The organism is Mycolicibacterium xanthum (genome assembly GCF_019710635.1).
Lineage (GTDB): Bacteria > Actinomycetota > Actinomycetes > Mycobacteriales > Mycobacteriaceae > Mycobacterium > Mycobacterium xanthum.
This window is the reverse complement of sequence record NZ_JAIFZS010000013.1, coordinates 55,015-74,481: the sequence shown is the minus strand read 5'-3', so window position 1 is coordinate 74,481 and position 19,467 is coordinate 55,015. Positions and strand designations below refer to the sequence as shown.

Below are 19,467 nucleotides of genomic sequence, written 5' to 3'. Positions count from 1 at the left end.
TTCTCCTAGCTCACCGCTGTGGCGATCGATTTGATCTCGAGATACTCCTCGAAGCCGGCGAGGCCCATCTCGCGCCCGATACCGGACTGCTTGTAACCCCCGAACGGCATGTCGGCGGAGTACCACACCCCGCCGTTGATGTTCACGGTGCCCACCCGCAACCGCGCTGCGACCGCATCGGCGCGCTCGAGATCCGGCGAGAACACCGTGCCCGAAAGCCCGTAGGGCGAATCGTTGGCGATGCGGACAGCGTCGTCGTCGCCGTCATGGGCGATCACCGTCAGCACCGGACCGAAGATCTCCTCGCGAGACACCGTGGCGCTGTTGTCCAGGCCGGCGATCACGGTGGGTTCGATGAAGAATCCGCTCTGACGGTCGGCGGGACACCCACCGCCACAAGCGAATCGGCCGCCCTCGGCGATCGCGGAGTCCAGGTAGCCCTGCACCCGGTCGCGCTGCCTGGCCGAGATGAGCGGGCCACAAACCGTGCCCGGGTCGGTCGGGTCACCGGGCCTCAGGCCGCCCATGGTCGCCGCGGCGGCCCCGACGGCCTCGTCGTAGCGGGCGCGGGGCACCAGCAGCCGGGTGGTGATCGCACAGCCCTGCCCGGCGTGCATCGACGCGGTGAACGCCGCCATCGAACACGCGCCGGCCAGGTCGGCGTCGTCGAGCACCAGGAATGCCGACTTGCCGCCGAGCTCGAGGAACACCTTCTTGATCGTCGGGGCGCCGTCGGCCATCACCGCGCGGCCCGTGGCGGTCGATCCGGTGAACGACACCATGTCCACCCGCGGGTCCCGGGACAGCAGCGCGCCCACCCCGTGATCGGCGGATGTCACGATGTTGAACACGCCCGGCGGAATATCGGTGTGCTCGGTGACCAGTTCGCCGAGTACGGCTGCGCACCAGGGGGTGTCGGGCGCGGGCTTGAGGACCACGGTGTTTCCCGCAGCCAGGGCGGGCCCGATCTTGGCGAGATTGATCTGATGTGGGAAGTTCCAGGGCGTGATGGCGCCGACCACCCCGATGGCCTCCCGGGCGACGGTTCGCCGGGTCTTGATTCCCATCGGCGAGGCAACACCGAGATCGGTTCGCCAGGAATAGTTCTCGGCTGTATCGGCGGAGAACGACAGGTCGGCGATCGGTCCCTCGAGCTGGGCCGCCGAGGTGAGCATCCGGGGCGCCCCGACCTCGGCCATGGTCAGCTCGCGCAACTCCTCGGTGTGCTTGGTCAGCGCATCCTGCAGCTGACGCAGGCAGCGCACCCGCAGGTCGACGTCGGTCGACCACCCGGTGTCGTCGAAGGCGCGACGCGCCGCCCCGATCGCAGCTCCCATGTCGTCGGCACTCGCGTTCGCGGCGATGCCGAGCGTCTCCTCGGTGGCCGGGTTGAGCGTGGGGAACGTGCCCGAACCGCCCGCGACCAACTCGCCGTCGATGAGCAGCAGGCTCTCGCCATCGGCCAGGATCGCCATCCGACCTCCCATGTCTGAATTCTGGACAACTGTCCGACTAGGTACGACAGAACGATAGTCGCAGAACGCTCCACGAATCAAGGATGAGGCACCCATTCCCAGCTTATGGCCATGTACGGCTGCACTTTTGCTGCAGCTCTTGCCTCCGATCGACAGTTTCGGATAAGTTGGACATGTGTCCAGTGATGCTGTTGCCGCGATCACAGATGCCGGGCGGCAATCGCCTCGCAACCGCAGGCAGGAGGAGACGTTTCGCAAGGTTCTCGCCGCCGGCCTGGAGATGTTGCGGGAGTCGTCGTACGCCGACCTGACGGTGCGTGCGGTGGCTGCGCGGGCCAACGTCGCACCTGCGACCGCCTATACGTATTTCTCCTCGAAGAACCACCTGATCGCCGAGGTCTACCTGGACCTGATGCGCGGGGTCGACTACTTCACCGACGTGAACGAGCCCACGGTGTCACGGGTCGAGAAGACGCTGCGCGCCATGGCGCTGATGGTCGCCGACGAACCCGGGGTGGCCGCCGCGTGCACCACCGCTCTGCTGTCGGGCAACGATCCGGCCGTAAGCGCCGTGCGCGAACGGATCGGCGCCGAGATCCATCGCCGCATCCGCTCGGCCGTCGGCCCGGATGCCGACCCGCGCACGCTGGCCGCGTTGGAGATGACATTCTTCGGCGCGCTGGTCAACGCGGGCAGCGGCGCATTCACCTACCACCAGATCGCCGACCGCTTGAGCTACGTGGTCGGCCTCATCGTCGGAGACGACAAGTGAGCATCAGCGCCGGACAAGACCGATGACGCCGCCGGTGCAGCAGAGCGATGTGAAGCTCGACCCGTACGACTACGACTTCCACGAAGACCCCTATCCGTACTACCGGCGCCTCCGCGAAGAGGCGCCGCTGTACCGCAACGAGGAACTCGGCTTCTGGGCGGTGTCGCGACACCAGGACGTGCTGCAGGGATTCCGCAACAGCACCACGCTGTCCAACAAGTTCGGCGTGTCGCTCGATCCCGCGTCGCGGGGACCGCACGCGTCGAAGACGATGTCGTTCCTGGCCATGGACGACCCGGATCACCTGAGGCTGCGCACGCTGGTGTCGAAGGGGTTCACCCCGCGGCGCATCCGCGAACTCGAACCGCGGGTCACCGAGATCGCGGTCCAGCACCTCGACACCATGCTGGAGAAGGCCGGCGACGGGCCGGTCGACTACGTCGACGAGTTCGCCGGAAAGCTGCCGATGGACGTGATCTCCGAGCTGATGGGGGTTCCCGAGGCAGACCGCGCCCAGGTGCGCGCCTGGGCCGACGCCGTGATGCACCGCGACGAAGGTGTCACCGACGTCCCGCCGGCCGCCGTCGAGGCCTCGATCAACCTAATCGTCTACTACCAGGGCATGGTCGCCGAGCGCCGCCGCAAGCCGACCGACGACCTGACCTCGGCGCTGCTGGAGGCCGAGATCGACGGCGATCGGCTCACCGATGACGAGATCCTCGGGTTCATGTTCCTGATGGTGATCGCCGGCAACGAGACGACCACCAAACTGCTTGCCAACGCGGCCTTCTGGGGTCACCGCAACCCCGACCAGCTGACCCCGGTCTACGACGATCTCGACCTCGTCCCGCTGTGGGTCGAGGAGACGCTGCGCTACGACACGTCCAGCCAGATCCTGGCCCGCACGGTGTCCGGCGAGCTCGCCCTCTATGACACCACCATCCCCGACGGCGACGTTCTGCTGCTGCTTCCCGGCTCCGCGCATCGCGACGAGCGCGCGTTCGAGGACCCCGACCGCTTCCTGATCGGCCGGGAGATCGGTTCCAAGCTGATGAGTTTCGGCAGCGGGGCGCACTTCTGCCTCGGCGCGCACCTGGCGCGGATGGAGGCCCGGGTGGCGCTGGCCGAGTTGTTCAAGCGAATCCGCGGATATGAAGTCGACGAGGCCGACGCCGTCCGCGTCCACTCCAGTAACGTCCGCGGGTTCGCTCACCTCCCGATCTCCGTCCAGGTCCGCTGAAAGGCGCAGCATGCCGCGTTTCGAACCCCTGCCCGACCGCCGACCGGCACTGGTCGCCGGCGCCTCCTCCGGGATCGGCGAGGCGACCGCGATCGAGCTTGCTTCCCATGGCTTTCCGGTCGCATTGGGGGCCCGGCGGGTGGAGAAGCTCCGGGAGATAGTCGGGAAGATCCGCGCCGACGGCGGTGAGGCCATCGCGGTCCACCTCGACGTCACCGACCCCGACTCGGTGAAGTCCGCCGTCGAGCAGGCCACCACCGAGCTCGGCGACATCGAGGTGCTGGTCGCCGGGGCAGGCGACACCTACTTCGGCAAGCTCGACTCGATCAGCACCGATCAGTTCGAATCGCAGATCCAGATCCATCTCATCGGCGCCAACCGGGTGGCCGCAGCTGTATTGCCCGGCATGATCGAACGTCAGCGCGGCGACCTGATCTTCGTGGGATCCGATGTGGCGCTGCGGCAACGGCCACACATGGGCGCCTACGGTGCGGCCAAGGCCGCGCTGGTGGCCATGGTCACCAACTTCCAGATGGAACTCGAGGGCACCGGGGTGCGGGCGTCGATCGTGCACCCAGGGCCCACCAAGACCGCGATGGGCTGGAGCCTGCCCGCCGAGCTCATCGGCCCCGCGCTGGAGGACTGGGCCAAGTGGGGACAGGCCCGCCACGACTACTTCCTGCGGGCCGCCGACCTCGCCCGCGCCATCACGTTCGTCGCCGAAACCCCGCGGGGCGGGTTCATCGCCAGCATGGAACTCCAGCCCGAGGCTCCGTTGGCCAGTGCCGCACAGGAACGGCAGCAGTTGAAGCTCGACGAGGAGAAACTTTCCGGGGCGAGCGAAGCGACGGGAGAATAGGAACAGCATGACCACCGCGATCGTGCCCCGGGTGTCCGGCGGCGAATCCGAACACGGCCACCTCGAGGAGTTCCGCACCGACCCGATCGGGCTGATGAAACGGATCCGGGAGGAATGCGGGGATGTCGGCTGGTTCCAGCTCGCCGACAAGCAGGTCGTACTGCTCTCCGGTGCGGAGGCCAACGAGTTCTTCTTCCGCTCCAGCGACGACGACCTCAACCAGGCCGAGGCCTACCCGTTCATGACGCCGATCTTCGGTGAGGGCGTGGTGTTCGACGCCAGCCCCGAACGGCGCGCCGAGATGCTGCACAATTCGGCGCTGCGCGGCGAGCAGATGAAGGGGCATGCCGCGACGATCGAGAACGAGGTCAAGCGGATGATCCAAGGATGGGGCGAGAGCGGGGAGATCGATCTACTTGAGTTCTTCGCCGAGCTGACCATCTACACCTCCACGGCGTGCCTGATCGGGGTGAAGTTCCGCAACCAGCTCGACTCGCGGTTCGCCAACTACTACCACCTGCTCGAGCGGGGCACCGATCCGCTGTGCTACGTGGATCCGTACCTGCCGATCGAGAGCTTCCGCGTCCGCGACGAGGCCCGCGAGGGCCTCGTAGCGCTGGTGCAGGAGGTGATGAACGGCCGGATCACCAACCCGCCCAAGGACAAATCCGATCGAGACATGCTCGATGTGCTGGTCTCGATCAAGGACGAGGAGGGTAACCCCCGCTTCTCGGCCAACGAGATCACCGGCATGTTCATCTCGCTGATGTTCGCCGGCCACCACACCAGCTCGGGCACGTCATCGTGGACGCTGATCGAGTTGCTGCGCCATCCCGACTTCTACGCCCAGGTCCAGCAGGAGCTCGACGAGCTCTACGCCGACGGCCAGGAGGTGAGTTTCCATGCGCTGCGGCAGATCCCGAAGCTCGACAACGCGCTCAAGGAGACGCTGCGGCTGCACCCGCCGCTGATCATCCTGATGCGGGTCGCCCAGGACGAGTTCGAGGTGGAGGGCTACCCGATCCACAAAGGCCAGATGGTGGCCGCCTCGCCGGCGATCTCCAACCGCATTCCCGAGGATTTCCCGAACCCGGATTCGTTCGATCCCGACCGCTACGAGAAGCCGCGCCAGGAGGACCTGGTCAACCGCTGGACCTGGATCCCGTTCGGCGCCGGCCGGCACCGCTGCGTCGGGGCGGCGTTCGCCCAGATGCAGATCAAGGCGATCTTCTCGGTGCTCTTGCGCGAGTACGAGTTCGAGATGGCCCAATCCGCGGACTCCTACCACAACGACCATTCCAAGATGGTGGTCCAGCTGGCCAGGCCGGCCACGGTGCGCTACCGCAGGCGCGTTCGGAGCTGACCATGGGCTGCTACCGCATAGAGCTCGACGAGGACCTGTGCCAGGGCCACGCCATGTGTGAGCTGGAAGCGCCCGACGTGTTCCGCGTACCCAAACGCGGCAAGGTCGAGATCCTCGACCCCGAACCCCCCGACGACATCCGCGGCGATGTCGAACGGGCGGTCGAGATGTGTCCTACCCAAGCATTGTTCATCAAGGAAAAGGAGTCCTGACGATGGCGTCACGTGAGCAACTCGAGGCCTGGGTCGATCGGTGGCTCGAGGCCAACCAGGACGCCGAGAAAGCCGGCGACTGGAAGCCGCTCGCCGACTTCTACACCCCAGACGCCACCTACGGCTGGAACATCGGCCCCAAGGAAGACGTCATGTGCGTCGGGCGTGACGAGATCCGCGATGTCGCACTCGGTCTGGAGATGGAGGGCCTGGAGAATTGGGTCTACGAGTACCAGAAGGTGCTCATCGACGAGAAGCAGAACGAGGTGGTCGGCTTCTGGAAGCAGATCGCCAACAAGTCCGACGGCAGCCGCGACGAGATCTACGGAATCGGCGGCAGCTGGTTCCGGCTGAACGACCAATTGCTCATCGAGTGGCAGCGCGACTTCTTCGACTTCGGCCACGTGCAGAAGGCGTTCATGAAGCTGATCGAGTCCGGCGACCTGACCCCGACGATGCAGAAGCGCATCGAGCGGTCGCTGGCCGGAGAGCGGTTGCCCGGCTACTACCCGCTGGGCCAGGCCCCCGTGCCCATTTGGTGAACACACCACCAAGCGGTTGATTGGGGGCGCTGTGATGTGGCTAACTAGAGCCTCTAGTCTTGTCCTTGGGGATCCAGCCGTAAGCACCCGTCGAAAGCAGGAGAGATGAAGACCAAAGGCGCTCTGATCTGGGAATTCAACCAGCCGTGGTCGATCGAGGAGATCGAGATCGGCGATCCGGTGAAGGACGAGGTCAAGATCCGGATGGAAGCGTCCGGGATGTGCCACTCGGACCATCACCTGGTCACCGGCGGCATCCCGATGATGGGCTTTCCGGTGCTCGGCGGCCACGAGGGCGCCGGCATCGTCACCGAGGTCGGCCCCGGCGTGGAGCACCTCGCGCCCGGCGACCACGTCGTACTGTCGTTCATCCCGTCCTGCGGCCAGTGCCCGTCGTGTCAGGCCGGCCTGCGCAACCTGTGTGACCTGGGCGCCGGGCTGCTGGCCGGCGTCGCGGTGTCCGACGGCACTCACCGGATCCACGCCAAGGGCCAACCGGTCTTCCCGATGACGCTGCTGGGCACGTTCAGCCCGTACATGGTCGTGCACAAGAGCTCGGTGGTGAAGATCGACCCGTCCATCCCGTTCGAGGTGGCCTGCCTGGTCGGCTGCGGCGTCACCACCGGCTACGGCTCGGCGGTGCGCAGCGGCGACGTCCGACCCGGCGAGGACGTCGCGATCGTCGGGATCGGCGGCGTCGGCATGGGCGCGCTGCAGGGTGCGGTCACCGCGGGCGCCCGCAACATCTTCGCGATCGACCCGGTGGAGTGGAAGCGCGAACAGGCGCTGAAGTTCGGCGCCACCCACGTCTACCCGGACGTCGAGACGGCCATGATGGGCATCGCCGAGGTCACCGCCGGCGGAATGGCACGCAAGACGATCATCACCGTCGGCGAGCTCAAGGGTGCCGACATCGACAACTACCTGAACCTCACCGCCAAGGGCGGCACCTGCGTCGTGACCGCGGTCGGCAGCATGCTCGAAACCGATGTCACGCTGAACCTGTCGATGCTGACCCTGATGCAGAAGAACCTGCAGGGCACCATCTTCGGCGGCGGCAACCCGCACTACGACATCCCCCAGCTGTTGTCGATGTACAAGGCCGGCAAGCTCAACCTCGACGACATGGTCACCCGGCAGTACAAGCTCGAGCAGATCAACGACGGCTACCAGGACATGCTCGAGGGCAGGAACATCCGCGGCGTCATCCGCTACACCGACGACGACCGGTAGACGGAGATGACCGACACCGTCGCCCGGACACCGGTGGTGGCCGCATCGCAGGCCTCATGGCGCTGCGTGCAGACCGGCGACAAGGCGGGCTGGCTGGCCCTGATGGCCGACGACGTGGTCCTCGAGGACCCGATCGGCGAGGCCGTCACCAACCCCGACGGCACCGGTGTTCGCGGCAAGGATGCGGTGGCCGCCTTCTACGACACCAACATCGGCCCCAACCAATTGCGTATCACCTGCGAGCAGACGTTCCCGTCGAGCAGCCCGACCGAGATCGCCTACATCCTGGTGTTGGAGACGACGTTCCCGAACGGCTTCGTGGCAACCGTGCGGGGGGTGTTCACGTACCGGGTCGACGACGCCGGGCTGATCACCAACCTCCGCGGGTACTGGAACATGGACGCGATGACCTTCACCCAATCTGGGACCGCGCACGCGAGGAGCGAAGACGATCCAGCGCACGCGAGGAGCAAAGACGGTCCAGCGGATTAACGGCATCCTCGCGGGCCGTGGCGCCGTCGTCGTGGGCGGCACCCGCGGAATCGGCCGGGCCGTGGCCGAACTGCTGGGGTCCCACGGTGCCGGCGTGGTGGTCAACGGCCGCGACGGGGCCCTCGCGATTGAAGTCGCCGAGCGTATTCCCGGTGCCGTCGCCCATCCGGGCTCGCCGTCGGTACCCGCGGTGGCCGACGCGCTGGTGGACACCTGCGTGCGCACGTTCGACAGGGTCGACATCCTGGTCAACTGCGCGGGCACCGGGGCCCTCGGCGCGGAGTCGATACTCAACGTCACCAGTGCGCGGTTCCGCGACCTGCTCGACGCCCACCTGCTCACCACGTTCGAGACCTGTCGGGCCGCCGCTCCCCTGATGGTCCGGCAGGGGTCCGGCGCGATCGTCAACACCAGTTCGTTCGCGTTCCTCGGCGACTACGGCGGAACCGGATATCCGGCAGGCAAGGGTGCGGTGAACAGCCTGACGCTGGCGATCGCGGCCGAGCTGCGGGAGCACGGGGTCCGGTCCAATGTGGTGTGCCCGGGCGCGAAGACCCGGCTGTCGAGCGGCGCCGAGTACGAGGAACACATCACCGCGCTGAATCGCCGCGGCCTGCTCGATGACGTCAGCTTCCAGGGCGCGCTGGACGCGGCCCCACCGGAATACGTGGCGCCGACGTACGCCTACCTGGCCAGCGACCTCGCCGACGACGTCACCGGCCAGATCTTCATCGCGGCAGGCGGATTCGTCGGCAGGTTCGAACGGCAGACCCCGTCCATCGTGGCGTTCCGCGACCACCGCGACGAGGCTCCGTGGACCGTCGACGAGATCGCGGAGCAGGTCAGGTAGCGCTCGGCAGCGGGTGGTCGCGGTACTGCTCGCGCAGCTTCACCTTGAGCAGCTTGCCGGTCGCGGTGTGCGGTAGCTCGTCGACGAACACCACGTCGTCGGGCAGCCACCACCTGACCACCTGCCCGGCGAGGTGCTCGAGAATGTCGTCCCGGCTGGGCGTGCTGCCCGGACGCGGAACGACGAGCAGCAGGGGACGCTCCTGCCACTTCGGATGCGGCACCGCGATGACGGCGGCCTCGGCCACCGAGGGATGGCTCATCGCGGCGTTCTCCAGGTCGATCGAGCTCACCCACTCGCCACCGGATTTGATGACGTCCTTGGTGCGGTCGACGAGCTGCAGATAGCCGTCCGGATCGATGTTGGCGATGTCCCCGGTCGGGAAGAAGCCCTCCGCGTCGAGCTTCTCGCCCCCCTCCCCTTTGAAGTAGCCGCTGGCGATCCACGGGCCACGAACCCAGACCTCGCCGAAAGCCTTTCCGTCCCAGGGCAACCGGTTGCCATCCTCGTCGACGATCTTGAACTGCACCCCGAACACGCCGCGCCCCTGCTTGAGCCTGATCTGCTGCTGTTCGTTCCGCGACAGCGCCGCGTGTTTGGGCAACAGCCTGCCCACGACGCAGATCGGGCTGGTCTCGGTCATCCCCCAGCCCTGCCCGCCCTCGGCGCCGAAGTCGTCCTCAATGCGCTCCAGCAACGCCCGAGACAGCGCCGAGCCCCCGATGCCGGCCCACTGCAGTCCGACCTCGTGCGCATCGATCTCCGGGTGCTCGTCGAGATGGCCGAACAGCATCATCCACACGGTCGGCACCCCCTGCATGATGGTGACTTCTTCGTCCTTCAGCAGCTGGTAGACGCTGTGCCCGTCCAGGTGCGGGCCGGGCAGTACCAGCTTGGCCCCGACCATCGCCGCCGAGTAAGGCGTCCCCCAGGCGTTGGCGTGGAACATCGGCACCACCAGCAGCAGCGTGCTGCCGCTGTGGATGTCGAAGGTGTCGCGAGACAGCGACAGCATCGCGTGCAGCAGCGTCGAACGGTGCGAGTACAGAACACCTTTCGGGTTGCCGGTGGTGCCCGAGGTGTAGCACAGCGAGGAGGCGCTGCGTTCGTCCAACTCGGGCCAGTCGTACCGGGCGGACTGAGCGCCGATGAACTCCTCCCAGCACAACAGCCGATCGGCGGGCACCCCGGGCACCTCGGGCATGTGCTCGCGATCGGTCATCACCACGAAGGCCTCGACGGTCTCCAGCTCGGGAGCGAGCTCACTGACCAGCGCCGCGAAGGTCACGTCGAAGAACAGCACCCGGTCCTCGGCGTGGTTGACGATGTAGGAGATCTGGTGGCCGAACAATCGGGGGTTGACGGTGTGCATGACGGCCCCGCTGCCGGATACGCCGAAGTAGAGCGCGAGATGGCGGTCGCTGTTCCAGGCCAGCGTGGCGACCCGGTCCCCCTGCTCGATGCCGAACTGGGCCAACGCGTTGGCGACCTGTTTGGACAGCGCGGCGACCTGCGACCAGGTGGTGCGCCGGACCGGCCCCTCCGGGAGGCGCGACACGATCTCGGTGTCGGGATGGAACGCGGCCGCATGCTCGATCAGCGACGAGATCATCAGCGGCCTGTCCTGCATCAATCCCAGCATTCGGCCAGGCTATTGCGATTTCGGTGTGAATATCGCCGGTCAGGGAAGGTTTTCACACCGAACTCGGTCTGGAATGCTCGTGGGCATGGCGACCGTGTTCACGAAGATCATCAACGGCGAACTGCCCGGGCGATTCGTCTACCAGGACGACGACGTCGTGGCGTTTCTGACGATCGAGCCGATGACGCCGGGCCACACGCTGGTCGTGCCGCGCGCCGAGATCGACCAGTGGCAGAACATCGAACCCGCGGTGTTCGCGAAGGTCATGGAGGTGGCCCAGCTCATCGGCAAGGCCGTGACGAAGGCGTTCGGCGCCGACCGGGCCGGCCTCATCATCGCCGGGCTGGAGGTGCCGCACCTGCACGTGCACGTGTTCCCGGCACGTGAGCTGTCGGACTTCGGCTTCGCGAACGTCGACCGCAACCCGTCGCCGGAGTCGCTGGACGACGCGCAGGCCAGGATTATTGCGGCCCTGGCTGAGCTGAGCTGAGCACCGCGGCATCGGCGATGCGCGGCAGGCTGACCCGGAACCGGCAACCCTGCCCCGGGGCCGTCGACACCGCGACCCGCCCGCCGTGGGCGTATACCAGCGAGTCCACGATCGACAGCCCCAGGCCGGTTCCGCCGCTGGCCCGGGTGCGCGACGAGTCGGCCCGGTAGAACCGCTCGAACACCCGCTGCGCATCCTCGGGGCGCATCCCGGGACCCTCGTCGCACACCTCGAGAACGGCGTCGGCGTCGTCGGTGCCCACCCGGACGGTGACCCCGGCCGTCTCCGGGGTGTGTTGCAGCGCATTGGCCACCAGGTTGCTCAGCACTTGACGCAGCCGGGCCTCGTCGCCGAGCACCTCGGGGGTGCCGGGTCCGTCGAAGACCTCCATGCGGATCGTCCGTTTCGGCGCGATCGACTGCGCGTCGTGCACCGCGTCGGTGGCCAGCGCCAGCAGGTCCACCCGGTGCCGTTCCAGCGGGCGCTGCGCATCGAGCCGGGCCAGCAGCAGCAGATCCTCCACCAGCAGACCCATCCGGCGCGACTCGCTCTCGATCCGGCCCATCAGCATCTCGACGTCGCGGGCCGCGCCCTGGCGGTACAGCTCGGCGAACCCACGGATGGTGGTCAGCGGGGTGCGCAGCTCGTGGCTGGCGTCGGTGATGAAGCGCCGCATCCGGTCCTCGGAGCTACGCGCCTGCTCCGCCGAGGACTCCGACGACGCCAGCGCGCGCTGAATCTGCGCGAGCATCCCGTTCAACGCCAGCGACAACCGGCCGACCTCGGTGCGGGGGTCGCGCTCGGGAACGCGGCGGTCCAGCTGGCCTGCCGCGATGGCCGCCGCGGTCTGTTCGACCTCAGCGAGTGGGCGCAGGCTGCGGTGTACCACCACGTAACCGACGATGCCGAGCACCAGCAGCACCGCGGCGCCGATCCCGACCTGTGCGTAGACCAGCGACCGCACGGTGGACTTCACGTCGGACAGGTCGATGGCGACGGTGGTCAGCTCGCCGCTGAGACCGCGCACCGTCATGGCCCGCCACTGCACGTCGGAGTGGTCGACGGACCCTACGGTGACCGGCACGGGCCCGACGTCGTTGTCCGCGGGCAGGGCCGGTTCGGCGTCGCGGTCGTTGACCGCCATCCAGATGTGGCCGTCCGGGTCGATGCCCCGGACATAGAAGTCCGAAGGCGGTCGCGCGGGGTTGGGTTCCACCGGTGTGGTGGGCAGCCGCCGCGGCACCTGCGCCCAGCCGCGGGACGCGTCGAGCAGCGTGTCGTCGACGCGGTTCATCAGGCTGTGCTGCAGGATCGTCGTCACCGCGATGCCGGAGGCGAGCAGCCCGAGCGCGACCAGCACGAGCGTGGCCGCGACCAGCCCCACCCGCAGGGGAATACCGCGCCTGACGTGTCCTGCCACGCCACTATTGTTCAGCGTCGGCCGGTCCGGCTCACCGCGGTTCGCGAAGAACGTAGCCGACGCCGCGCAGCGTGTGCAGCAGCCGCTTGTCGCCGGTGTCGATCTTGCGCCGCAGGTAGGACACGTAGGACTCGACGACGTTCACGTCGCCGCCGAAGTCGTAGCGCCACACGTGGTCGAGGATCTTGGGCTTCGACAACACCGTGCCGGCGTTGATGATGAAGTACCGCAGCAGCGTGAACTCGGTCGGCGACAGCGAGACCGGTTCACCGGCTTTCCACACCTCGTGGGTGTCCTCGTCCAGCTCGATATCGGCGAACGTCAGCCGGGAGGTGCGCGGCTCCTCGACGCCCCGGCCGGACCGGCGCAGGATCACCCGCAGCCTGGCGACGACCTCTTCCAGGCTGAACGGCTTGGTGACGTAGTCGTCCCCGCCCAGCGTGAGCCCGGCGATCTTGTCCTGCAGGGAATCGCGCGCGGTCAGGAACAGCGCCGGTGCGTCGATGCCGTCGGCACGCAGCCGGCGCAGCAGGCCGAAGCCGTCCATACCGGGCATCATGACGTCGAGGATGAGCGCGTCGGGCCGGACCTCGCGGGCCTTGTCCAGCGCGGCAGGACCGTTGGATGCGGTGTGCACCTCGAAGCCCTGGAACTTCAGGCTCACCGACAGCAGCTCGACGATGTTGGTCTCATCGTCGACCACCAGCACGCGAGCCTCGGGTACGTTCTCCATAACCGGCATGGCCATAGCCATCAATCTTCATCCAGGGGCTTGGAAATGTGCTGCGTACCAGCTGTGCACTTCCTGTGAGTTCGGTCTTGCACTCTCCATAGACTGGGCGGATGAACCTCAGCAAATCCCTGACCGATCTCGCCTTCGCGCCCGTCCGGGCGGGGCTGGCGGTCGCCGACGCCGGTATCAGCGTGGCCAGCGGCGCGCTCGACATGGCGCACCGCACGCTGGGTGGGGACACGCCGGGCGGCAAGACGGGGCCGACGTCGGTGGCGCAGCTGCTCGGGATCGAGGACGCCGTGGAGCGGGCCAACCGGCTGGCCCGGCTGATGGACGACGATCAGCCGCTGGGACGGGCGCTGGCTCCGGGCGGGCCGCTGGACCGGTTGCTCAAGCCCGACGGGGTGGTGGACCGGCTGACCGCACCCGGCGGGGTGCTCGACCGGCTGACCCAGGAGGACGGCGGGCTGATGCGGGCCATCGAACCGGGCGGCCTGGTCGACCAGTTGCTCGACGAGGAAGGCCTCGTCGAGCGCCTGCTGGCCGAAGACGGGCTGGCCGACCGGCTGCTCGCCGACGGCGGTCTGGTCGACAAGCTGACCGCCCGCCACGGTCCGCTCGAGCAGCTCGCCGATGTGGCCGAGACCCTCAACCGGCTGGCCCCCGGCCTGGAAGCCCTGGAGCCGACGATCGAGGCGTTGCGCGAGGCGGTGATCGTGCTCAGCCAGGTGGTCAACCCGCTGTCCAACATCGCCGACCGGATCCCGATCCCGGGCCGGCGCCCGCGCAGCCGCTCCACGACGCGGCCGGTGACCTCCCAACGGATTGTCGACGTCGACGAGTGAGCCGATAGGCTAGCCGGGATCCGGCGCGATCATGCCTCCTTAGCTCAGTGGTAGAGCACTCGCCTTGTAAGCGAAAGGTCGTCAGTTCAATCCTGACAGGGGGCTCCGAGGTTTCTATGGGCTCCGCTGGGGTGGTCAGCTTGCGGGAGTCTCCGACGCCGCCGGAGCGGGCGCGTTTGGACGCATTTTGGACACACTTTGTTCGAGCCGATCGGCCACCACGTCCAGGTCGTCATCGAACAGATCCGCGCACGTGTCCAACGTCATCGCCGCGGACCTGTGCCCCATCATCGGCTGACTGGCTTTGACGTTGGCGCCGAGTCCAGACTTCGGCCGCCGCACCCCGACGGTCAGGCCCCGCTCGCCCCGGTGATCGCGCGGGCCCTGACCACCAACATGGCCTTGGGGCGGGCTTCAAGTTCACGGGGATGGGAGGAGGCGGTCAAGGCGGCGATGGGTCGCGAGGCTCAATAATGCGCCGATGAGCGCCCCGAGAACATCCGCTATCCAGTCATAGATGTCGCCACCCGTGCGGCCCGGGGTGAATGTCTGCAGTGACTCATCTAAGGCGCCGAAGGCCGCGATGATGATGACGGCCAGGACGATCCCGCCCACGATTGCTGCCAGCGGACGCGACACAAGCAACGCGCTGGCAGCGAGCCACCCGCCGACGGCGAATGCGATGACATGGTTGATCTTGTCCGAGACGAGAAACGCCAGCTCCGGCAACTCCTTCGGCGTGAGCGATGAAAGCCACAGGATGCCGCCGGCCCAGCAGGTGAGAGCGAACCAGAGGACCCCGGCGAGGGTGCGGCGCGGCATCGGACCACTGAACACGCCAGCCGACGGTGGTGTCCACTCACGGCTACGGAATGAAAGATCTTCAGCCGCAGCGCGGCGACACCGACACGTTCCCGTACTGGGGATTCCAGAAGTCCACGGCCGACGATCCGGACCGGCTGATGAACAACACCCTGACCCGGCTGCCGTCGCCGCAGGCGTCGGCGATCGTGGCCGAGATGCAGCAGGGCGATCCCGTCCAGCAGTGCGGGTGTGTGGGGTGCCGGCCCGGCGATGGCCCCGGGCAACAAGAACGGGTGGTCGACCGAGGACACCGGATGGGTGGGTCAACAGCGTGGGATTCGCCGGGCCGGCCAGCGCTACACGCTTGCGATCCTGAACTCGCTCGACGGTGAGGGCGGCTACGACGACGGACGCGAAACCTTCACCCGGCTCGCCGAAATCCTGCTCGCATCCGGGTAACGCGACTTGTCCGCGTGCTGATGAATTCGCTACTGCTGGCCGATCACCGACACCGTGGCGTCGTCACCGTTGGTGACGTATACGGCGTGGCCGCCCGGATCCACGGCCACATTGGTCCGGCCGGTGCCGACGGCCAGCACGGCGGTGACCGCGCGTGACGATCCGTCGATCACCGACACCGTGTTGGGCTCACCCCGGTTGGTGACGTACACGGCGTGGGTGCGCTCGTCGACCGCCACACTGCGCGGACCCCATTCGACATCCACGGTGCCGGCGACCGTGTGCGTCAGCGTGTCAATCACCGACAACGTGGCGTCACCTCGGTTGGCCACATAGACGGCGTGGGCACCCGGATCCACCGCCACACCGCGCGGGCTTCCACCGACCGGAACGGTCGCGGTGACCGTGTTCGTCGCACCATCGATCACCGACACCGTGTTGTCACCCTCGTTGGTGACATACACGGTGCGCGTGCTCGCATCCACCGCCACCCGCGCCGGCATGTAGCCGACTCTCACCGTGCCAGTGACGGCGTGTGTCAGCCCATCGATCACCGACACCGTGGCGTCGAAGAGAGCGAGCGCATAAGCGGTGTGGGTGATGGGATCCACCGCCACACTGGTCGCGCCGAAGCCGACGTCAATGGTGCCGCTGACTGTGTGCGTCGCCGAGTCGATCACCGACACCGTGTCGTCACGCCAGTTGACGACGTAGACGGTGCGAGTGCCGGGATCCACCGCGACACCGCGCGGGTTTCCGCCTACCGGCACGGTCGCGGTGACGGTGTTCGTCGTCCCGTCGATCACAGACACCGTGTTGTCGTCGTCATTGCCGACGTACACCGTCCGGGTGACCGGGTCCACCGCCAAGCTCCTCGGACCTCGGCCGACGGGTACCGTCGCGGTGACCGTGTACCGGTCCGCGCCCGCCCGGTGCTGTTGAGCAAGGATCATGGGCGGGACTCCGGCGAGCACAACCGCAAGCACGAACGCGGCCAACAATTTCGGTATCAGCCGCCGACTCACTCGCACCGGAGTCTGCTGGTGGGCGGGCAATACCACGTTGCTGAACGATCTCACCGATAGTAATGGTAGGCGCCGAGCCCGGCGTTGAAATGCATTCCGGCGCATTGCCGCTGGGCCCCGCGGTAGCGGTGGTAGCGGTGGTAGCGGCGCCGGATCCCCTGTCCGCGGCGGTTCGGCGGTCGCACGACCATTTTGGACCGACATGCCAGGCCTTGCACCACCCTGATCCGCGCGATCGACGCGATGAGCAGTACCGTCGGGCCATGGCCGAAGCCGGACTGTGGGTGGCATGGGGTGTGCCGACCCGGGGACGCGAGCGCACCGCGCTGAACCTGCTCGTCGAAACCGAGGACTACCTGGCGGGGTTGCGCGAGCGCGGGAAGATCGAGCGGTTCGACCGGGTAGTGCTCAAACCGCAAACCATCGAGCTGGGCGGCTTCGTCCTGATCCAAGGGTCGGTCGAGCAGATCGACGAACTCCGCCGCGACGAGGAGTTCCAGGTCTGGCTCAACCGTGTGCAACTCGTCGCAGACCAGGTGGGAGTCGTCGACGCATGGCTCGGCGACGGCGTCGCCGAGGCCGTCGAGCTGTACGAGAAGGCGCTGGAGCGCCTCGACTGAACTGACCAGTCAATATGTGCTGGTTCTGGGCCCATCCGGCCGTGACATGGGCAAATGCGCAGGGGCACGGTTGCGATGTCATCGACGTGTCGATTCGGCTTTTGCTCCCCGGGCGCTGATCGATGCGCTTCAATGGTCACGGCGACCGAGGTCGAACTGGGCTCAACCGAAGGGGTTTCATGGGTGCCGCAGCGTATGTCGGCCGAGTCGGCGGTCTGGCCGTCGCACTGGGCGTCGGCTCAGCCGTATTCGTCGGCCAGGGGGTGGCCTGGGCCGAGGAGAACGATTCGCCCACCCCGACGTCGGGGTCGTCAGCAACCGTGGAGTCACCGACCTCATCCGACACCGAGACCGGGGCCGCGCAGGACGCCGACGACGAAGAGGCCGACGACGAAGAGGCCGAGCCCGAGGAAGAACCGGTCGTCGAGGACGAGGTCGACGAACCCGAGCAGGAAGCCGGGCCCGAGGAAGAGCCGGCCATAGCGGACGACGCGGGAGACCCCGAGGAGGAGGCCGAGCCGACCGGCGAGACCGAACCGACCGAGGAGCTCGAGCCGGAAACCGAACCGACCGAGGAGGTCGAGCCGAAACCCGCGCCGGAGCCCGAGGCGCCGGCTCCGGCGACGTACGCCGCACGGCAGGCCGTGGAACCGGTCGAGGACAGCATCGAGGTGCCCGCCGAGGAGCCCGACACCGACGAGGCGACCACGACGCCGGTCAACGATCCGGCCGAGCCACCCAAGGAGCCCACCACCGTCGCGGTGTTCGCCAGCGCGACCAGCCTGGCCGCTGCCGCCACCACGCCGGTCACGTTCGAGCCGGTCACGGAAGCGCCGCAGAAATTCACCCTGGCCACCGCGGTCGTCAATGTCGTGAACAGCATGATCGACTGGGCCCAACAGACGTCGAACCCGGGCCCGGGCAGCACCCCCCAGCCGCCGTTCCTGTGGGCCCTGCTGGCCTTCGCCCGGCGCGAGCTGGAGAACCTGTTCGCCGCGTACGGCGCGAACCACCCGGCCGGCAGCGTCGCCACGCAGACGACAAGCCTGGCCCTGGCCGAGGCGACGACGGCCGACGTCACGACCGCGGCCGCGGTGGTGCCCTACTCGCCGTTCCCGAACCCCCAGCTGAGCGAGTCCACCAACTTCGTCAGCTGGGTGACGGGCCCCTACATCTACGATGACCCGACACTGGCCAACACCAAGATCCGCTTCGACGTCCACGGCACCGATATCGGCGCCGTGTGGGACAACGGGATGGTCGACGACCCGAGCACCCCGCAGAACGAACACCAGGTGCTCATCGCCGTGGGTGACACGTTCGGCAGCGCGAACATGACCGGCAGGCACATCTACAACACGTTGTTCCGCAGCTCCGACGACGACCTGTCCGACGGGATGACCATCCCCAACGGGGAATGGTTCAACGGCAACATGTTCGGCGGCGCGCCGCTGTCGGGTCCGACGGAGGCGCGCCCCATCATCAACCGGCCCTCCTGGGCGCCGAACTCGGTGACGCTCATCCCGACCGCCGGCATCTCGGTGCCCACCGAGGTCACCGAGGAAACCCCGTTCGGCACCATCCAGTACGTCAGCTTCATGTCGGTCTCGAACTGGGGTTCCTCGGGCAGCTGGACCACCAACTACTCGGCCATCGCCTACTCCACCGACAACGGCGAGAACTTCACCGTCGCACCCGAAAGTGTGCGCTACAACTCGATTTTCAGCGGCGACAAGAACTTTCAGCAGTCGGCGTTCGTCGAGGGCGACGACGGCTACATCTACATGTACGGGACCCCCAACGGCCGAGGGGGCGCCGCCTATCTGGCCAGGGTCACGCCCGAGAACATCACCGATGTGTCCGAGTACGAGTACTACCAGGCGGCCTCATCGTGCTTGTTCTTCAGCACGCCGGAACAATGGGTGAAGAACAACCCGTCGTCGGCCTCGGCGATCATCGGCAAGTCGGGCGGTCCCTGTGGGGCCTTGCAGCCGGGCTACACGGTCAGCGAGATGTCGGTCCAGTACAACGAATACCTGGACCAGTACGTCGTGATGTACGGCGACCAGTTCAACAACATCGTCATCCGCACGTCCGACCGGCCCGAGGGAACCTGGTCGGACCCGACCGTGTTGATCGGCCAGCAGAACGGCGGCATCTACGCACCGATGATGCACCCGTGGTCACCGTCGACGACGGGCACCGGCTCGGATCTGTACTGGAACCTCTCGCTGTGGTCGGAATACAACGTCATGCTGATGCGAACCGACCTCGCCAAGCTGTGACCGGTCGTCGGTCGGACGAGAGGCCGGGCGACCGCTGACGGAGCCGTACCGACGAATCGACCACGATGCGTGAGGCGCCACGCCACGCGTGAGACATTCACAGTGG

The 19,467-nt window shown here is 67.3% G+C and carries 20 protein-coding genes, 1 tRNA gene and 1 pseudogene; 15 read left to right on the top strand and 7 right to left on the bottom strand.

Annotated elements, in window-relative coordinates; all coding sequences use genetic code 11:
- Window positions 1-5: 5 nt before the first annotated feature.
- The gene (locus JDV09_RS08005) at window positions 6-1,475 is read right to left on the bottom strand and encodes an aldehyde dehydrogenase (RefSeq protein ID WP_221368707.1); all 1,470 of its coding nucleotides are present in this window, start codon (window positions 1,473-1,475) and stop codon (window positions 6-8) included.
- A 175-nt stretch (window positions 1,476-1,650) separates the two neighbouring features.
- Between JDV09_RS08005 and JDV09_RS08000 the strand changes: the two genes are divergently transcribed.
- The 9 genes from JDV09_RS08000 to JDV09_RS07960 all read left to right on the top strand — a co-directional run bounded on the left by JDV09_RS08000 (window position 1,651) and on the right by JDV09_RS07960 (window position 9,038).
- Window positions 1,651-2,247 carry a TetR/AcrR family transcriptional regulator gene (locus tag JDV09_RS08000; protein ID WP_221368586.1) on the top strand — a complete coding sequence of 199 codons (597 nt, stop codon included), beginning with the start codon at window positions 1,651-1,653 and terminating at the stop codon, window positions 2,245-2,247.
- 22 nt (window positions 2,248-2,269) lie between these two features.
- The gene (locus JDV09_RS07995) at window positions 2,270-3,487 is read left to right on the top strand and encodes a cytochrome P450 (RefSeq protein WP_255605022.1); all 1,218 of its coding nucleotides are present in this window, start codon (window positions 2,270-2,272) and stop codon (window positions 3,485-3,487) included.
- 10 nt (window positions 3,488-3,497) lie between these two features.
- Window positions 3,498-4,346 (top strand): SDR family oxidoreductase, encoded by an 849-nt coding sequence (locus tag JDV09_RS07990; protein ID WP_221368585.1) that lies wholly within the window; start codon window positions 3,498-3,500, stop codon window positions 4,344-4,346.
- Between the two features lie 7 nt (window positions 4,347-4,353).
- Window positions 4,354-5,709 (top strand): lanosterol 14-alpha demethylase, encoded by a 1,356-nt coding sequence (gene cyp51 / locus JDV09_RS07985; RefSeq protein ID WP_221368584.1) that lies wholly within the window; start codon window positions 4,354-4,356, stop codon window positions 5,707-5,709.
- Between the two features lie 2 nt (window positions 5,710-5,711).
- Window positions 5,712-5,921 (top strand): ferredoxin Fdx, encoded by a 210-nt coding sequence (gene fdx, locus JDV09_RS07980; RefSeq protein ID WP_221368583.1) that lies wholly within the window; start codon window positions 5,712-5,714, stop codon window positions 5,919-5,921.
- 2 nt (window positions 5,922-5,923) lie between these two features.
- On the top strand, window positions 5,924-6,463 hold the full coding sequence (locus tag JDV09_RS07975; RefSeq protein WP_221368582.1) for a nuclear transport factor 2 family protein: 540 nt from the start codon (window positions 5,924-5,926) through the stop codon (window positions 6,461-6,463).
- A 105-nt stretch (window positions 6,464-6,568) separates the two neighbouring features.
- Window positions 6,569-7,696, top strand: a complete 1,128-nt coding sequence (locus JDV09_RS07970; RefSeq protein WP_221368581.1) for an NDMA-dependent alcohol dehydrogenase — start codon at window positions 6,569-6,571, stop codon at window positions 7,694-7,696.
- Window positions 7,697-7,702: 6 nt separating this feature from the next.
- Complete coding sequence (locus JDV09_RS07965; protein WP_255605021.1) at window positions 7,703-8,188, top strand: nuclear transport factor 2 family protein; 486 nt, start codon at window positions 7,703-7,705, stop codon at window positions 8,186-8,188.
- Window positions 8,184-9,038, top strand: a complete 855-nt coding sequence (locus tag JDV09_RS07960) for an SDR family NAD(P)-dependent oxidoreductase (RefSeq protein WP_221368705.1) — start codon at window positions 8,184-8,186, stop codon at window positions 9,036-9,038. Before JDV09_RS07965 ends, JDV09_RS07960 begins: the two co-directional genes overlap by 5 nt.
- On the opposite strand, the gene JDV09_RS07955 is transcribed toward JDV09_RS07960, so the two are convergent.
- Window positions 9,031-10,680: a long-chain-fatty-acid--CoA ligase gene (locus tag JDV09_RS07955; protein ID WP_221368580.1), complete on the bottom strand. Its 1,650-nt coding sequence runs from the start codon at window positions 10,678-10,680 to the stop codon at window positions 9,031-9,033. The genes JDV09_RS07960 and JDV09_RS07955 overlap by 8 nt on opposite strands.
- Window positions 10,681-10,765: 85 nt before the next feature.
- On the opposite strand from JDV09_RS07955, the gene JDV09_RS07950 reads away from it, so the two are divergent.
- Window positions 10,766-11,170, top strand: a complete 405-nt coding sequence (locus tag JDV09_RS07950) for an HIT family protein (RefSeq protein WP_221368579.1) — start codon at window positions 10,766-10,768, stop codon at window positions 11,168-11,170.
- Here JDV09_RS07950 and JDV09_RS07945 read toward each other — a convergent pair.
- Window positions 11,142-12,590: a sensor histidine kinase gene (locus JDV09_RS07945; protein ID WP_221368578.1), complete on the bottom strand. Its 1,449-nt coding sequence runs from the start codon at window positions 12,588-12,590 to the stop codon at window positions 11,142-11,144. The genes JDV09_RS07950 and JDV09_RS07945 overlap by 29 nt on opposite strands.
- 31 nt (window positions 12,591-12,621) lie before the next feature.
- Window positions 12,622-13,338, bottom strand: a complete 717-nt coding sequence (locus JDV09_RS07940; RefSeq protein ID WP_372452865.1) for a response regulator transcription factor — start codon at window positions 13,336-13,338, stop codon at window positions 12,622-12,624.
- A 95-nt stretch (window positions 13,339-13,433) separates the two neighbouring features.
- Between JDV09_RS07940 and JDV09_RS07935 the strand changes: the two genes are divergently transcribed.
- Window positions 13,434-14,168, top strand: a complete 735-nt coding sequence (locus JDV09_RS07935) for an MlaD family protein (protein WP_221368576.1) — start codon at window positions 13,434-13,436, stop codon at window positions 14,166-14,168.
- 33 nt (window positions 14,169-14,201) lie between these two features.
- Window positions 14,202-14,273: transfer RNA gene (locus JDV09_RS07930), tRNA-Thr, on the top strand.
- A 30-nt stretch (window positions 14,274-14,303) separates the two neighbouring features.
- On the opposite strand, the pseudogene JDV09_RS26625 reads toward JDV09_RS07930, so the two are convergent.
- Window positions 14,304-14,486, bottom strand: a pseudogene (locus tag JDV09_RS26625) (site-specific integrase); the annotation flags it as partial.
- Between the two features lie 102 nt (window positions 14,487-14,588).
- A complete protein-coding gene (locus tag JDV09_RS07925) occupies window positions 14,589-14,990 on the bottom strand; it encodes a VanZ family protein (protein WP_221368575.1) in 402 nt (133 codons plus the stop codon).
- A 252-nt stretch (window positions 14,991-15,242) separates the two neighbouring features.
- Here JDV09_RS07925 and JDV09_RS07920 point away from each other — a divergent pair, with 252 nt between their 5' ends.
- Window positions 15,243-15,431 (top strand): hypothetical protein, encoded by a 189-nt coding sequence (locus JDV09_RS07920; RefSeq protein ID WP_221368574.1) that lies wholly within the window; start codon window positions 15,243-15,245, stop codon window positions 15,429-15,431.
- A 29-nt stretch (window positions 15,432-15,460) separates the two neighbouring features.
- Here the strand turns inward: JDV09_RS07920 and JDV09_RS07915 are convergent, their stop codons facing one another.
- Entirely contained in the window at window positions 15,461-16,294 is an 834-nt protein-coding gene (locus JDV09_RS07915; RefSeq protein ID WP_221368573.1) for a YVTN family beta-propeller repeat protein, read from the bottom strand.
- A 425-nt stretch (window positions 16,295-16,719) separates the two neighbouring features.
- On the opposite strand from JDV09_RS07915, the gene JDV09_RS07910 reads away from it, so the two are divergent.
- Window positions 16,720-17,076 (top strand): hypothetical protein, encoded by a 357-nt coding sequence (locus JDV09_RS07910; RefSeq protein WP_221368572.1) that lies wholly within the window; start codon window positions 16,720-16,722, stop codon window positions 17,074-17,076.
- A gap of 179 nt (window positions 17,077-17,255) precedes the next feature.
- Window positions 17,256-19,361 carry a glycoside hydrolase family 183 protein gene (locus JDV09_RS07905; RefSeq protein WP_221368571.1) on the top strand — a complete coding sequence of 702 codons (2,106 nt, stop codon included), beginning with the start codon at window positions 17,256-17,258 and terminating at the stop codon, window positions 19,359-19,361.
- The last annotated feature ends 106 nt before the right edge of the window (window positions 19,362-19,467 follow it).

What these genes read in the sequence shown, in the direction of transcription:
- JDV09_RS07965 (WP_255605021.1), top strand. Translation starts at nt 7,703, where the DNA reads ATGACCGACACCGTCGCCCGGACACCGGTGGTGGCCGCATCGCAGGCC.
- JDV09_RS07950 (WP_221368579.1), top strand. Translation starts at nt 10,766, where the DNA reads ATGGCGACCGTGTTCACGAAGATCATCAACGGCGAACTGCCCGGGCGA.
- JDV09_RS07910 (WP_221368572.1), top strand. Translation starts at nt 16,720, where the DNA reads ATGGCCGAAGCCGGACTGTGGGTGGCATGGGGTGTGCCGACCCGGGGA.
- JDV09_RS07940 (WP_372452865.1), bottom strand. Translation starts at nt 13,338, where the DNA reads ATGGCCATGCCGGTTATGGAGAACGTACCCGAGGCTCGCGTGCTGGTG.
- JDV09_RS07955 (WP_221368580.1), bottom strand. Translation starts at nt 10,680, where the DNA reads ATGCTGGGATTGATGCAGGACAGGCCGCTGATGATCTCGTCGCTGATC.
- JDV09_RS07975 (WP_221368582.1), top strand. Translation starts at nt 5,924, where the DNA reads ATGGCGTCACGTGAGCAACTCGAGGCCTGGGTCGATCGGTGGCTCGAG.
- JDV09_RS07935 (WP_221368576.1), top strand. Translation starts at nt 13,434, where the DNA reads ATGAACCTCAGCAAATCCCTGACCGATCTCGCCTTCGCGCCCGTCCGG.
- JDV09_RS07905 (WP_221368571.1), top strand. Translation starts at nt 17,256, where the DNA reads ATGGGTGCCGCAGCGTATGTCGGCCGAGTCGGCGGTCTGGCCGTCGCA.
- JDV09_RS08005 (WP_221368707.1), bottom strand. Translation starts at nt 1,475, where the DNA reads ATGGCGATCCTGGCCGATGGCGAGAGCCTGCTGCTCATCGACGGCGAG.
- JDV09_RS07970 (WP_221368581.1), top strand. Translation starts at nt 6,569, where the DNA reads ATGAAGACCAAAGGCGCTCTGATCTGGGAATTCAACCAGCCGTGGTCG.
- JDV09_RS07925 (WP_221368575.1), bottom strand. Translation starts at nt 14,990, where the DNA reads ATGCCGCGCCGCACCCTCGCCGGGGTCCTCTGGTTCGCTCTCACCTGC.
- JDV09_RS07995 (WP_255605022.1), top strand. Translation starts at nt 2,270, where the DNA reads ATGACGCCGCCGGTGCAGCAGAGCGATGTGAAGCTCGACCCGTACGAC.
- JDV09_RS07920 (WP_221368574.1), top strand. Translation starts at nt 15,243, where the DNA reads ATGGCCCCGGGCAACAAGAACGGGTGGTCGACCGAGGACACCGGATGG.
- cyp51 (WP_221368584.1), top strand. Translation starts at nt 4,354, where the DNA reads ATGACCACCGCGATCGTGCCCCGGGTGTCCGGCGGCGAATCCGAACAC.
- fdx (WP_221368583.1), top strand. Translation starts at nt 5,712, where the DNA reads ATGGGCTGCTACCGCATAGAGCTCGACGAGGACCTGTGCCAGGGCCAC.
- JDV09_RS07990 (WP_221368585.1), top strand. Translation starts at nt 3,498, where the DNA reads ATGCCGCGTTTCGAACCCCTGCCCGACCGCCGACCGGCACTGGTCGCC.